This window comes from Pseudomonadota bacterium (genome assembly GCA_026388275.1).
Lineage (GTDB): Bacteria > Desulfobacterota > Syntrophorhabdia > Syntrophorhabdales > Syntrophorhabdaceae > JAPLKB01.
This window is the reverse complement of the sequence record JAPLKB010000040.1, coordinates 37,401-52,689: the sequence shown is the minus strand read 5'-3', so window position 1 is coordinate 52,689 and position 15,289 is coordinate 37,401. Positions and strand designations below refer to the sequence as shown.

Sequence of the window (15,289 nt, the reverse complement as noted above, 5' to 3'; positions counted from 1 at the left end):
ACCTTTCTTCTGGGTATTCTTTGATCCGCAATAGGGACAGTTTTTTTACCCATTTTACAGCCCCTTTTATTTTTGATGGCATAAAGCGTTGATAGTATAGCATTTAGGAGCTATTTTCGGCCCTAAAAAATCGTATTAAGCCTAATTTGTGATCAAATCTTTACGGATTGGACACGAATTATGTATTTTTGGAGTTGTTCTATCAAACTGAATTTATCTAATGCAGATGTGTGTTCCCTCGGCGATTTCATCTTTAATCCATATAAATGGCCGTGACTACACAGTTTATCCAATAATGTAGTTTTATAAAGCATAATATTGTATAACATATCCTACACAACATTCTGTACTTTTCCTACATACAATCAAATGCATAAAGTGTAAATTACACATGTTACTGATAAAAAAGTATTAAGGCAAAGAGAGAGATAATATCTCTACAGTTTAGAAATAATATATGAAAGGGGTGAACAAAGTATGAAAAAAGGATTTTTAACGATTCTGGTTATGATCAGCCTAATGTTTGTTCCATTGGTTGCCAGTGCAGTAAATACGACATATACATCACTTGATTTTGATGTCATTGATGGCGGAACCATTAGTTATTTAGATGTAAATGGAACATATTATTTAAAGTTAAATGGAACAGGATTAAGGGTTGATAGAATCACTGCAATTGCTGATGTTGGTCCAAGCAAATCGTTGGAAATTACAAATGGTATGTTAAATTTTATATCGGGTGATCATATTCCAGGATCCGGATGGAGCTGGGGACCGGGTGGATCGATTACGATAACTGGTGGTGTCAAAGATTCTTATGGTTCTCAACTATTACCTGATGGTACTATATTGATGAGCGGAAGTTTTAACAGCGCAGAAGTTTACCCTTCAGGCCCAAGGTTTAAAGTTGCCGTATCAGAATTCTTAGATACAAAGGACCCTGATTTAGTTTCGTATTTCGGTTTTGATCCAAAAAGTGCTTGGGTTGGCGATTTCAATATAAGCTTTTTGACAAAAAACGTTTTAATAGGAAATACTTTTAAAAGTACTACGGTCTTAAGTGGTAATGTAGTAAATACCCCCGTTCCCGTCCCTATTCCACCTACGGTTCTTCTTCTCGGTGCCGGGTTAATAGGTATAGGATTTGTAAGAAAAAGATAAGTTTAAAACAAATGTTTCAGGAGAATGAGCTGGAGAATAAATTCAAGAACCCCTTTTTCAAACAATATATATAGAGAGTAAAACATAGAAGCAAAAAACATAAACCCCTAATGGAAAACTCATTGGGGGTTTATTCGAATTAAAATTAAAAAAAGACAGAAGCCAGCAAGGGCATAGGAATCAGCAATTGACGGCCTGTTGCCCAACTCCATTTGATCCTGACCCCATATTTACCTTCATCGCATTTTCATCATAAATATTTGTGTCTGCCGGACTTCCACCATTTTTTATAAAAGAGATACCCGGGACAGGAATACATCTTGCGAGTAAACTCCCTATTATTTATTTTATCTGGAATAACACAAGCGCCCCCTTTGTAGGCTTTTTATGTATCGAATTAACGTCTGAATATTCTGGATAGCCGAGATAAGGTATTCCTGAATAGCCAACCTTCCAGAGCCCTCGCTACTTGTATAAATACCCATGACTACATAACTTATCCAATAATGTAATCTTACAAAGCTTAACATTGTATAACATGTCCTACACAACATTCTGTACTTATCCTACATACAACCAAATGCATAAAGTGTAAATTACACATGTTAGAAACAAAAATAAAATTTGAAAGGGGTGAATAAAGTATGAAAAAAGGATTTTTATTGATTTTGGCTATTATCAGCCTAATGTTTGTTCCATTGGTTGCCAGTGCAGAATATACGTATACGGCACTTGATTTTGATGTCACTGATGGTGGAACCATTAGTTATTTAGATGTAAATGGAAAATATTATTTAAAGGGAACAGGGTTAGTAGTTGATAGAATCACTGCAATTTCTGATAATGGTCCAAGCAAATCATTGGAAATTACAAATGGTATGTTAAATTTTACATCAGGTGATCATATTCCCGGATCCGGATGGAGTTGGGGACCGGGTGGATCGATTACGATAACTGGTGGTGTCAAAGATTCTTATGGTTCTCAACTATTACCTAATGGTACTATATTGATGAGCGGAAGTTTTAGCAGCGCAGAAGTTTTTCCTTCAGGTCCAAGGTTTAAAGTTGCCGTGTCAGAATTCTCAGATACAAAGAACCCTACTTTGGTTTCGTATTTTGGTTTTGATCCAAATAGTGCTTGGGTTGGCGATTTCAATATAAGCTTTTTGACACCAAGGGGCGTTATTATAGGAGATTTTTTTAATAGTACTACGGTCTTAAGTGGTAATGTAGTAAATACCCCAGTCCCTGTCCCTATTCCACCATCGGTTCTTCTTCTCGGTGCCGGGTTAATGGGTATAGGGGTAATAAGAAAAAGAGTATTTTAAAACAAATGTTTCAGGAGAATCAGCTGGAGAATAAAATTAAGAACCCCTTTTGCAAACAATATATATAGAGAGTAATACATAGAAGCAAAAATCATAAACCTCTAATGGAAAACCCATTAGGGGTTTATTCGAATTAAAATTAAAAAAAGGCAGAAGCCAGTAAGGGCATAGGAATCAGCAATTGATGGCCTGTTGCCCAACTCCATTTGATCCTGACCCTATGTTCATCCTTGCCACATCTTCATCATAAATATTTGTGTCTGCCGGACTTCCACCGTTTTTATAAAAGAGATACCTGGGACAGGAATACATCTTGCGAGTAAACTCCCTATTATTTATTTTATCTGGGATAACACAAGCGCCCCCTTTGTAGGCTTTTTATGTATCGAATTAACGTCTGAATATTCTGGATAGCCGGGATAAGATATCACTGAATATCCATCCTCCAGGGTTCTCGCGGCCTGTATAAACACCCATGACTACACAACTTATCCAATAATGTAATCTTACAACGCATAACATTGTATAACATGTCCTACACAACATTCTGTACTTTTCCTACATACAATCAAACGCATAAAGTGTAAATTAGACATGATAGAAACAAAAATAATATTTGAAAGGGGTGAACAAAGTATGAAAAAAGGATTCTTAACGATTCTGGCTATGATCAGCCTAATGTTTGTTCCATTGATTGCCAGTGCAGAATATACATCACTTGATTTTGATGTCATTGACGGCGGAACCATTAGTTATTTAAATTTAGATGGACCGTATTACTTAAAGTTAAATGGAACAGGGTTGAGGGTTGATAGAATCACTGCAAGTGATGATTATGGTAACAGCACATCATTGGAAATTACAAATGGTATGTTAAATTTTACATCGGGTAATCATATTTCCGGATGGAGCTGGGGCTCGGGCGGATCTATTACGATAACCGGTGGTGTCAAAAACCCTGATGGTTCTCAACTATTACCTATTGGCGCTATGTTGATGAGCGGAAGTTTCAACAGTGCAGAGGTTGTTCCTTCAGGTCCAAGGTTTAAAGTTGCCGTATCAGAATTCTCAGATACAAAGAACCCTACTTTGGTTTCGTATTTCGGTTTTGATACAAATAGTGCCTGGGCTGGCAATTTCGATATAAGCTTTTCGACACTAAGGGGCGTTATTATAGGAGATTTTTTTAATAGCACTTCAGTCTGGAGTGGTGATGTATATAACGCCCTCGTCCCTATCCCACCTCCAATTCTTCTTCTCGGTGCCGGGTTAATAGGTATAGGATTTGTAAGAAAAAGAGTATTTTAAAACAAATGTTTCAGGAGAATGAGCTGGAGAATAAATTCAAGAACCCCTTTTTCAAAAAATATACATAAAGAGTAATACATAGAAATAAAAAATATAAACCCCAAATGGAAAACCCATTTGGGGTTTATTCGAATTAAAATAAAAAAAGGCAGAGGTCAGTAAGGGTATAGGGATCACCAATTGAGGGCCTGTTGCCCAACTCCCTTTAATCCTGACCCTACCTATGTTCATCCTTACTGCATTTTCATCATAAATATTTGTGTCTGCCGGACTTCCACCGTTTTATAAAAGAGATATCCGGGACAGGAATACATCTTGCGACTTAACTCACTATTATTGATCTTATCTGGAATAATACAAGCACCCCTTTTGTATGTTTACATGTATCGAATTAACGTCTGGGTACTCTGGATAGCCGAGATAAGATATCACTGAATATCCATCCTCCAGGGTTCTCGCGGCCAGGGTAAATACCCATGACTACACAACTTATCCAATAATGTAATCTTACATAGCTTAACATTGTATAACATGTCCTACACAACATTCTGTACTTTTCCTACATACAACCGAATGCATAAAGTGTAAATTACACATGCTACTGATAAAAAAGTATTAAGATAAAGTCTCTATAGTTTAGAAATAATATTCGAAAGGGGTGAACAAAGTATGAAAAAAGGATTTTTAACGATTCTGGCTATTATCAGCCTAATGTTTGTTCCATTGATTGCCAGTGCAGTAAATACGACATATACGATGCTTGATTTTGATGTCAATCATGTCAATAGTTCCGGAAAAATTAATTATTTAATGGAAACAAATCGTTTAATCGGAACATCTTTAGGGGTTGATAGAATCACTGCAATTCCTGATGTTGGTCCAAGCATATCATTGGTAATTATAAATGGTATGTTAAATTTTACATCGGGCGATCATATTTCCGGATGGAGTTGGGGACCGGGCGGATCGATTACGATAACTGGCGGTGTCAACAAACCTGATGGTTCTGAACTATTACCTGAAGGTACTGTATTGATGAGCGGAATTCTTGGCAATGCAATGGTTTCTCCTGTAACTTCTTCAACTTTTAAAGCTGCCATATCAGATTTATCAGATACAAAGGACCCTACTTTAGTTTCGTATTTCGGTTTTGATACAAAAAGTGCTTGGGTTGGCAATTTAAATATAAGCTTTGAGACTTCATTGAGCGTTGCTGAACCAGATTTTTTTAATAGTATGAGAGCCAATAGTGGTGATGTATATAATACCCCCGTCCCTATTCCACCTACGATTCTTCTTCTCGGTGCCGGATTAATGGGTGTAGGGTTTATAAGAAAAAAAGTAGTTTAAAACAAATGTTTCAGGAGAATGTGCTGGAGAATAAAATTCCGAAACTCTTTTTTTACTAATTTTCAAACAATACATATAGAAGAAATAACATAAACCCCTAATGGAAAACCCACTGGGGGTTTATTCGAATTAAAATTAAAAAAAGGCAGAAGCCAGTAAGGATACAGTGGTCAGCAATTATCCTTGACATTATCACCTTTCCCCTTTACCATAATTTATTATGGCTTGTCCTCCTCGTGGTCAATATGAAGATGCTGATTACCATGTCACATGCATAGGAAAGAATGCCCAGGGGAAGATATTTTTAAATAATTCAAACCGGAAGACTTCTATGGACCTACTTGGGCGATCAGGTGAAGTATACCGGGTAGACATTCTGGTCTTTGTTCTGATAAACAATCATTTTCACTTCAAAGTAAAATCTTCAGGAGTTCATGCGTCATTTTAATATTTCCTAATATATTATCTTTTGACAAAAGACATAATAGAACAGGACATCTCTATCAGGGCAGGTATAAATCCTTTATTGTTGACGCTGACAGCTATATTCCGGGAGTATCACGTTGTGTCCATTTAAATCCCGTTTGCATCAAGGAGCGATCCGATTTTTCAATGGAAGCGAGCATAACATACCTGAGAGGTTATCGGTGGAGTAGTTTTATTGATTATATTACAGAGAAAAAGCGCTGGTCCTTCTTCTCCCTCCATGAAATTCTAAACCAATTTGCATGCAACAGAGAATAGTACAGGGATTGATTATAGCGCCATCAGTGTTGCAAGGAAAAGGCTACGTACATTACTGGAATTGGACAGTAATGCCCTGACCATTATGGACAGAATAAAAAACCGATTAAGTCAAGGATAAAAATTTGAGCCTAAAAATTGGAAAAGATTTTACGGTGGGGAGCATTCCCAGACATCTTTTGATTTTTTCAATCCCTATGCTTATCGGTAATCTGGCAAGAACAAGTTACCACATTATAAATATCATATGGGTCGGGCATCTTGTAGGAAAAGATGCTGTTGGAGCGGTTGGCGTCAGCTTTCCAATTATTTTCACATTAATAGGGATTTTTATCGGCATGTGTCTGGCAACAACCATACTTGTTGCACAGTATTACGGAGCAAAGAAATACGACATGGTTGAAAAGGTGGTAAACAATTCATTCTTATTATCATTGATAATTGGAGGATTTTTTACAATTACAGGTATACTCTCAAGCGATTTTCTTCTAAGACTTATGGAAACACCGCCGGAGAATTTTGCCATGGCGTCAAGCTACCTCAAAATAAACCTTGCCGGTTTTACCCTTCTTTACATGGATTTTCTCATACATTCAATACTCAGGGGTATTGGCAATACAATGATCCCCCTGGTATTTTCATGCATAAGCATGGGGATGAATGCTATTATTGATCCCTTTTTCATCGGAGGTTTCGGCCCTTTCCCCTCAAATGGCCTTAACGGAGCTGCCTATGCTACATTATTATCACAAGCTGTATCATTGATAATAAGCATTATTTATCTCAACAAAAAAGATAAAATGGTAGCATTCAATCCGAAAAAACTCATCTTCGACAAGCACATAACCTCTCTGATTGTTAAAATAGGCCTTCCGTCAGTGGCTCAGCAATCCCTCGTTTCCCTCAGCGTAATGTTCATAACAACTTTTGTTAATGCCTTCGGCAGTGCGGCCACAAATGCCTTCGGCGCTGTCGGGCGGATAGATATGTTTGTTTTTTTGCCTGCAATGTCTATGGGTATGGCGGTTTCCACACTTACAGGGCAAAACATCGGCGCTGGCAAACCCGAAAGGATAAAAGACGTATTTATATGGGGAAATGTAATGACCTCATCTATAACTGTTTTTATATCGCTTATTGTTGTCTTCCTCGCCAGGCCTATACTTATTATGTTTGGTCTCGGGAATGACGTAAAAGTCATGGATATAGGTATCGACTATATGCGCATCGTAGGTTCCTGCTATGTATTTTTTTCGATAATGTCCATATCAAGCGGTGTTATAAACGGTGCAGGCCATACAATGATAACGATGTTTTTTGCTTTTCTGTCGCTGTGGGCAATAAGAGTACCGTTAGCATGGTTTTTATCGAAGACAAGCCTTGGCCTCACAGGGATATGGATTGCCATGTCGCTGAGCTTTGCAATAACAATGATTGTCAGCCTTATTTATTACTTTTCCGGAAGGTGGAAGAAGTCGTTTATTGTAAAAACTTCCGGATTGGCTAAAAAACTTTGAACTGTATCATAATCTGTTTAGGAGAGAAAGCGTATGATAGATTTTAAAAAGGGTACGGAACAGATGGATCGCCCGGAGATTCTTTACCGGTTGTTTTTCCCGCAAAAGGAATCTGTGGAAGGTTTGGGGCTGCCTGATATGGTAAGCCCCCTATTCGAGGTAGAGAAAGGTGTTTCTGTCGGTTGCCGGTTTTATCCGGTTCAAATGGATGGACCCAATATTTTATTTTTTCATGGCAACGGTGAAACCTGCCTCGATTATGATTATGTGGCCCCTCTTTACGGGAAGCAGGGACTTAATCTTTTTGTAGCTGATTATCGTGGATACGGATATAGCGGTGGAATCCCCACATGCAGCAATATGATTAATGATGCCCATCCGATATTTCAAGGTTTTACTAACTTGCTTCATGAACGGGGTTTTACCGGAAGTCTTTTTATTATGGGTCGGTCTCTTGGAAGTGCCCCTGCACTTGAAATAGCATATCATTATCATAAAAAGTTAAAAGGATTAATCGTGGAAAGTGGTTTTGCGGTCGCCCGGAACCAGTTTAAACGACTGGGGGCCATCCACCTCCTTAATGAAGGAGAAGAGCCTGTAGGTTTCGGTAATGACCTGAAAATAAAGGAAATAACCATTCCGACTTTGATTATTCACGGGGAAGATGACGATATTATCCCCTCCACAGAGGGAAGGATGCTCTATGCGCTATCCGGGGCTTCGGAGAAGGTCTCGTTCTTTGTGCCTCATGCCGGTCATAACGACCTGATGATGCTGGCTGCAAATGAATATATGGAAATTATCGAAAAGTTTATAAAAAGACTATAAAACAATAAATCGGATTATCGGGAATGAAGTATTGTGAATGGAAGAAATATTAAGCTCCAAAGTAATGAACGACATAAAGAAAAAGTACGCAAGAACCGGATGAGTCATATAAATGAGCTTGCTTCATGAATTGTAGTATCCTATAATGTAGAAACGTCGAAAATTATACTATTAAGGAGAATAGAATGGCACTTACGGGAATACAGATTTTTAAGCTTCTTCCCAAGACAAATTGCGGAGAGTGCAAGTTCCCTACCTGTCTTGCCTTTGCAATGGCGCTGGCATCCGCCAAGGCTGAACTCGACGCATGTCCTTATGTGTCTGATGATGCAAAGGAACGGTTGTCTGATGCAAGCGCCCCCCCGATAAGGCAGTTGACAATAGGAACAGGGGATTATGAGGTAAAGATTGGTGGTGAAACGGTTCTATTCAGGCATGAGAGGACCTTTTTCAATAAACCAGGTCTTGCAGTTATAATTACAGACAGTATGGATGATGGAGAAGTTGAAAGCAGGTTCGCAAAAATAGCCTCCCTTCAGTATGAAAGGGTCGGCCTGACACTAAGACCCGAACTTGTTGCATTAAAAGAAACGGGCAATAAAGAAAGATTCATTAACCTTGTACAAAAGGCCTGCCAGAAGCCTTACAGTATAATTATCATTTCTTTTGATCAATCTGTTATGAAAGCTGCCCTTGAAATTGCAAAAGACAAAAAACCCCTTATATATGCTGCAACTAAAGACAACTATGAGGCCTTTGGCAAGCTTGCAAAAGAATATACCTGCCCTCTTGCCGTGGCCGGGCAAGGCATGGAAGAAGTAGCTGACCTGACTGAAAAACTTACCGATATGGGGCTTAAAGACCTTGTAATTGACACCTCAACCCGAACAATAAGAGAGAGTTTTCAGGAACAGCTGATTATAAGGCGTGCGGCTATCGTGAGTAAATATAAACCGTTTGGATTTCCGACCATCGTTTTCCCTGCAGAAATGACTGGCAACTTTATGAAGGAAACACTTATTGCCTCATGTTTTATTGCTAAATATGCAGGGATTATAGTTATGAGCGATTTTGAAGGTGAAAGCATATTTCCACTTCTTCTCCAGAGGCTGAATATATATACAGACCCACAAAGACCCATGACAACTCAGGAAGGCATCTATCCTGTAAATAATCCGGATGAAAATTCACCGGTGCTGGTTACATGCAATTTTACCCTTTCTTATTTTATTGTAAGTGGCGAGATAGAAAATTCGAGGGTCCCAAGCTGGCTTTGTGTGATGGATACAGAAGGTCTGTCGGTAATGACGGCATGGGCTGCAGGTAAGTTTTCCGGTGATATTGTAGGCATGTTTATAAAAAAATCCGGTATTTCTGATAAGGTAAAACATAGAAAGCTTATTATCCCGGGTTATGCTGCAATGATCCTCGGCGACCTTGAAGAAGAGCTTCAGGGATGGGAAATCCTTGTAGGGCCGAGAGAAGCAGCACATATACCGGCTTATTTTAAGACTCAGAAAATGTAAGGTTAACATTTCTGTATTTTTATTTCCGGCTTGGACTGTAATAATATTTAATTATAAGCAGGATAAATGCCGCAAAAACTTATTAATAAACTCAATGATTACAAACAAATATTTAACCGTACACCTGTTGTGGTGTTTTTATGGCGTTTTGCTCCGGATCGTTCAGTTGAGTTTGTTTCAGACAATGTCCAAAAAATCCTCGGTTATACGGTTGAAGATTTTATCTCAGGGCACATCCTATTGCCTGATATAATGCACCCGGAGGACATTCCGGGTCTCGAAGCCGAATATGCATTATACAGACAACAGGGCATACAAGAGTTTACTCAACAGTACCGGCTAAAAATAAAATCAGGCGAATACCGCTGGTTTGAAGACCATACATCGGCTCTAACAGATGAATATGAAGATGCTGCCCTTTATCAGTCAATCATTGTGGATATAACAGAACGGAAGCTGATGGAAGACAGGCTTAAAGAAGGCGAACGTTTTCTATCTAATATATTTTCAAGTGTACAGGACGGCATAAGTGTTATTGACAAAGAGTTTAACATCGTTCGTGTTAACCCGACAATGAATCGTTATTATTCAAACAAATTGCCCCTTATTGGAAAAAAATGTTACGAGGTCTACCATGGCCAGGAAGTACCCTGCGAGGAATGTCCCAGTATAAAGACATTCGAGACCGGTAAACCCGCCCATGAGATAATGTTGAAGCATGGCATCGAAGGAGAGTCGATGAGATGGCTCGATTTGTTTACTTTTCCGCTCATCGATATGGGTACAGGTGAAATGAGCGGAGTAATAGAGTATGCCCGTGACATTACAAAACGCAAAAATGCTGAAGAATTGTTAAAAGAGAATGAAGCTAAATTCCGTACATTGTTCGATCTGGCAAGTGATGCGATATTTTTGTTGGATGACGAAAAGATTGCAGACTGCAATAATAAAACACTTGAGATGTTCGGGTACACAAACGAGCAGCAGGTTATCGGAAAGACGATGTATGACCTTTCGCCTCCTTTACAAGCGGACGGAAGGGATTCCAAAGAAAAGTCCATTGAAAAAATAAACAATGCAATTTCTGGCGAATCCCAATTTTTTGATTGGAAACATTTAAGGCACAACGGTACGGTTTTTGATGCGGAAGTAAGTCTCAGCCTGTTTAAGTTGAAAGATATTTTTTTCACGCAATGCATAGTCCGTGATGTTACTTACCGCAAACGCATGGAAGAAGAGCTTATCAAATCGAAGAATCTTGAGTCCATAGGTACACTTGCAGGCGGCATAGCGCACGATTTCAATAATCTCCTCATGGTTATAATGGGCAACATTTCTCTTGCGAAGATGCATTTGAGCCCTGATAATAAAGTTATAGAAAGGTTGTCAGATGCTGAAAATGCTTCAATCGCAGCAAAAGATTTAACCCAGCAGCTTATTACGTTTTCCAGAGGCGGAGAACCCTGGAAAAAAGTAATAGGGGTTGCTCCTTTGATAAAGAGTACTGCCCGGTTTGTACTGAGCGGCTCCCGCATTAAATGTAAATATTTTTTATCCGAAAATATCCATCCGATACATGCCGATGAAGTTCAACTTCGCCAAGTAATTCACAATATCATGAATAACGCAAGAGAGTCCATGGCTACAGGGGGAATAATTACAATACGTGCTGATAATGTTGAGATTAATCAAAAGGACAATATTCCTCTGACTTATGGAGATTATGTAAAAATATCCATAGAGGACAAAGGTATAGGGATTAAAGAGGAACACCTCGGGAAGATATTTGACCCTTATTTTAGTACAAAAGGTCTGGGAGTTCAGAAGGGCATGGGACTTGGCCTTTCAGTTTCGTATTCTATAATAAAGAAACATAATGGATATATTTTGTTGGAATCTACCCTGGGGGTAGGAACAACCGTCCATATATACCTGCCCGCCTTTAAAAAAGAAGCAGAAGGCGTTGACACAGACAAATTTATTTCTGCAAAGGGAAAAATACTCGTAATGGATGATGTTGAGGAAGTGAGGCTTGTTACAAGCAATATGCTTATTGAACTGGGATATGAAGTAGTATGTGCAGAAGACGGCAGAGAGGCAGTAGAACTTTATAAACAGGCCGGAGAAATTGGTTCTCCTTTTAATGCAGTGATACTTGATCTTACCATTCAAGGGGGTATGGGAGGAAAAGATACAATTTCAGAGTTGCTTTCTATAGACCCGTATGTGAATGCGCTCATTGCGTCAGGTTACACAGATGACCCTATTATAGATAATTTTAGGGATTATGGATTTAAAGGCGCCGTAATCAAGCCCTATAAAATAGAAGCATTGGATGGGGCTTTAAAAATGTTGATTCCTCATTCGTAGATGACCTTAGTAGAGATAAAAAACATTTTTACCAATATTCCAGACTGTACTTCCAAAGAAGTCTTTGAAACCTTATTGGATAATGGCAATTTTAAAATAGAAAGGATTGTCTCTATGGGTCAGACAACGCCTGCCGGGGAGTGGTATGATCAGGAAAGGGATGAATGGGTTATCGTTCTTACAGGGAGCACCGGTTTGTCTTTCAAAGGAGATAGAGAAATAAGAGTGATGAAGCCGGGAGACCATCTTTTTATCCCTGCGCATACTATACACAGAGTTGAATGGACAACCAGCCATGAAAAAACCATTTGGCTGGCAATTCATTTTCCAGCAGGTCAGAAGTTGTAGATATTTACATCCATGTAACTTTCGCGGGGCTTCGATCAATCCATTGCGAGAATGTTATTTCAGGGTATCCAAGAGTCAGCCCGCCATATATTTTGTGTTTCCCTTGTATCCCAAGGAGCTTTGGTATGATTTTGTCGTTATTACAGGCCAGTACAACGTAACCTGTATAAAAATTGCCGAGCCCCAGAGAGCACGCAACAAATGTGGCATTCTGAATAGCAAGGTTGGCATTTTCATTGGCAAAACGAATTGTACTGTCTGCATAAAACAATAACAGTACAGGCGCTCCAAAGAGAACCAGATCCGTATCCTGGTGCATCTTTTCTAAAATAAGCTCGAACTGACCTACCCATTTTGCAATTGTTCCGACATCCTGTGCCTCACGCAAGAGGTAAAGTTTTTTCAAGATAGGGTTTTTCAATTTTTTTGCTGCCGTGCCAAGCCATTCTGCCGTGCTGGAGGCTACGTTGTGAAGAAGCGTTTTATCCTGAATTACCATGAATCTGGTGCTCTGAGCATTTTTGGCACTCGGAGCAAATCTTGCACCGTCAATTACCTTCTCGATCATCTCCTTTTCAACCGGTCTATCCTGAAAAGTCCTTGTGGAACGCCTTGACACAATCATTTCATGTACCTGTTCATATGAAGGCATAAGGTTATTTTGCACAGGATGTATGCTTGCCGGCGGACAGTCGATCTGACGGATCGCCCCTGAGGGGCATATTAAAACACAATGACCACAGGAGTTGCACGATCCTTCATGGGCTACCACAGGTATTGAACCTTTGCCCTCCCAGGATAAAACCTTCGGACAGATACTGACGCAGAGACCATCCTTCCGGCAGAGCTCCGGGTTAATAGTAACTATGGGCATATTTCCTCCTTTATTATTTTACCGGAATAAAATTGTGATATAATATAACGTATTATTATGGAGATGTCTTGGTAATCACAAAATGGATTATAGTATTTGTGATATGGTGTATGGGCTTATTGTGCTGGCCTATGGACAGCCAGAGTACAACACAGATAATTCATTTCCCTGTCGTGATTGATTATTCCTTTATTCGCTCAGCCTTTATACAACAGGCTTTTACCCAGCCTGGTGGTCGGGCTACCCCCCTGAATACAAAAGATGGATGTACACAAATAGATCTCTGGGATCCAAAAGCCGGACCGGAGAAGTCGTCTCTCAAACTGAGCAGTACAATGAAAATAAAGACCGGTTTTCCCATTGCCGGGAATTGCATGCAGTTGGCTGAATGGCAAGGCCCCATAGATATTTTGCAGCGTATTGTTGTTGATGAAAAAGGCACGAAAATGGCAATGCAAGCTATGGAATTCAAGCCCATGGGCTTGGATAAAACAAACGCCAGCGTCAATAAAATGCTTACAGACCTTATACAGTCCTCTTTAAGCTCATATTTTGGCAAGATGAGTATAGATTTGACAGGGACATTTAAGGGTTTACAGGATCAATTGCCAAATTTTTTTTCAACCTCTTATCAATCCGGCCTTGGGGCGTGGCTTTCATCCATACGAATTAATGGAACCCAGTTAAAACCGGAGGGAATTGTCCTTGATGTAATTATTGACGTGGATGCTGCGCAACCATCGGGAGATGTGAGTAAGACTCCCGAATCGAAAACGGAAATACAACGTCTTATAAAAACCTGGGAAGAATGGGATGCTTTCTCTGTTTATCAGCTCCAGGCTGTCATGGGACAGCCTGTCACAGATGATGAAAAAGATAATGTCTTGGAGGCGCTCCTGGATAGACGTTATGAATTTGTACAGGCGTTGGAAGATGGAGCATTGAGCCAGGATTTAATTCTCAGGCAATTTACTGAAAACTGGCAAAAACTCAGTGATTTCTACAGGAAACACCTGGCTCAAACGCTATCGAATTCGCCGGCAGATTATCTGTCTTTTATTGCAACTTCCGATGCTCTGGTTGCTCTCAGCAAAACAGGATTGGGTTCAGGACTCAATGTCAACCATGACGGGTTGTTGAAATTGATGAAGCTTCTTGGCGGAACAAAGGCAGAGACTGATTTGCATTATTCCCCCGGGGTCAATCGTTCTTTACAGACATTCTTTGGCCTCGGCCAGAGTCTTGATGATCCGGAGCTTTCCATGAACATATCAGCAATCAGTCTTTTGAAGGGGGATAGTGAGGCGCCTTACTATGCTGATGAGTCTGATTCAGGACTCGAACAGGCTAAGGCATGGATATTTAAGAAGGAAAATGTCGTTCCATATTTGAGCAGAATAAGGCTTGAACTGGAGTGGCAAAGTAGTGAGATATTGTCTAAAGCTAAGCTTGACGCAAAATACCAGTCCCTTTTTCCGCTCATTATGCAGGCTACGGCATGGCAGGAAAGCTGTTGGAGGCAGTTTGTTGAAAAACAAGGAAAGGTATCTCCCATCTATTCTTATAATAAAAGCTCAGTAGGTATGATGCAGATAAATGAAAGGGTTTGGCGCGGTATATACCAACCCGAGAGCCTGCAATGGAATGCCCGATATAATATACGTGCAGGCTCAGAAATTCTAGATTTATATATGCGGAAATATGCCCTTCGCAAACCTGAGTCTCGAAATATCAGTAACGATTTACTTGCAATGGCAGTATACGCCATGTATAATGGCGGGCCGGGACAATTCAAGAAATTCCTTGCAAGGACAAAAAATAATACCCAACAAAAAACAGATAAACTTTTCTGGGAAAAGTACTGGTGGACTAAGAACAATCAGGTTAACAAGGTCTCGGTTTGTTTAACCGGGAAGTAATTCCGATTCCAAAGAA

The 15,289-nt window shown here is 39.6% G+C and carries 11 protein-coding genes; 10 read left to right on the top strand and 1 reads right to left on the bottom strand.

What is annotated here, in order from left to right; genetic code table 11:
- Window positions 1–477 precede the first annotated feature (477 nt).
- The 9 genes from NT010_10760 to NT010_10720 all read left to right on the top strand — a co-directional run bounded on the left by NT010_10760 (window position 478) and on the right by NT010_10720 (window position 12,480).
- Window positions 478–1,161: a hypothetical protein gene (locus NT010_10760; GenBank protein MCX5806529.1), complete on the top strand. Its 684-nt coding sequence runs from the start codon at window positions 478–480 to the stop codon at window positions 1,159–1,161.
- 644 nt (window positions 1,162–1,805) lie between these two features.
- Window positions 1,806–2,489, top strand: coding sequence for a hypothetical protein (locus tag NT010_10755; GenBank protein MCX5806528.1), 684 nt, complete (start codon window positions 1,806–1,808; stop codon window positions 2,487–2,489).
- Window positions 2,490–3,083: 594 nt separating this feature from the next.
- On the top strand, window positions 3,084–3,797 hold the full coding sequence (locus tag NT010_10750; GenBank protein ID MCX5806527.1) for a hypothetical protein: 714 nt from the start codon (window positions 3,084–3,086) through the stop codon (window positions 3,795–3,797).
- Window positions 3,798–4,466: 669 nt separating this feature from the next.
- On the top strand, window positions 4,467–5,147 hold the full coding sequence (locus NT010_10745; GenBank protein ID MCX5806526.1) for a PEP-CTERM sorting domain-containing protein: 681 nt from the start codon (window positions 4,467–4,469) through the stop codon (window positions 5,145–5,147).
- Window positions 5,148–6,016: 869 nt separating this feature from the next.
- Complete coding sequence (locus tag NT010_10740) at window positions 6,017–7,408, top strand: MATE family efflux transporter (GenBank protein ID MCX5806525.1); 1,392 nt, start codon at window positions 6,017–6,019, stop codon at window positions 7,406–7,408.
- Window positions 7,409–7,441: 33 nt separating this feature from the next.
- Window positions 7,442–8,236, top strand: a complete 795-nt coding sequence (locus NT010_10735; protein ID MCX5806524.1) for an alpha/beta hydrolase — start codon at window positions 7,442–7,444, stop codon at window positions 8,234–8,236.
- Between the two features lie 185 nt (window positions 8,237–8,421).
- Entirely contained in the window at window positions 8,422–9,762 is a 1,341-nt protein-coding gene (acsC, locus tag NT010_10730; GenBank protein ID MCX5806523.1) for an acetyl-CoA decarbonylase/synthase complex subunit gamma, read from the top strand.
- A 66-nt stretch (window positions 9,763–9,828) separates the two neighbouring features.
- Window positions 9,829–12,132 (top strand): PAS domain S-box protein, encoded by a 2,304-nt coding sequence (locus NT010_10725; GenBank protein ID MCX5806522.1) that lies wholly within the window; start codon window positions 9,829–9,831, stop codon window positions 12,130–12,132.
- Window positions 12,133–12,480, top strand: a complete 348-nt coding sequence (locus NT010_10720) for a cupin domain-containing protein (GenBank protein ID MCX5806521.1) — start codon at window positions 12,133–12,135, stop codon at window positions 12,478–12,480. It begins immediately after the preceding gene.
- A 4-nt stretch (window positions 12,481–12,484) separates the two neighbouring features.
- On the opposite strand, the gene NT010_10715 is transcribed toward NT010_10720, so the two are convergent.
- A complete protein-coding gene (locus NT010_10715; protein ID MCX5806520.1) occupies window positions 12,485–13,354 on the bottom strand; it encodes a nitroreductase family protein in 870 nt (289 codons plus the stop codon).
- 68 nt (window positions 13,355–13,422) lie between these two features.
- Between NT010_10715 and NT010_10710 the strand changes: the two genes are divergently transcribed.
- Window positions 13,423–15,273 carry a lytic transglycosylase domain-containing protein gene (locus tag NT010_10710; protein MCX5806519.1) on the top strand — a complete coding sequence of 617 codons (1,851 nt, stop codon included), beginning with the start codon at window positions 13,423–13,425 and terminating at the stop codon, window positions 15,271–15,273.
- The last annotated feature ends 16 nt before the right edge of the window (window positions 15,274–15,289 follow it).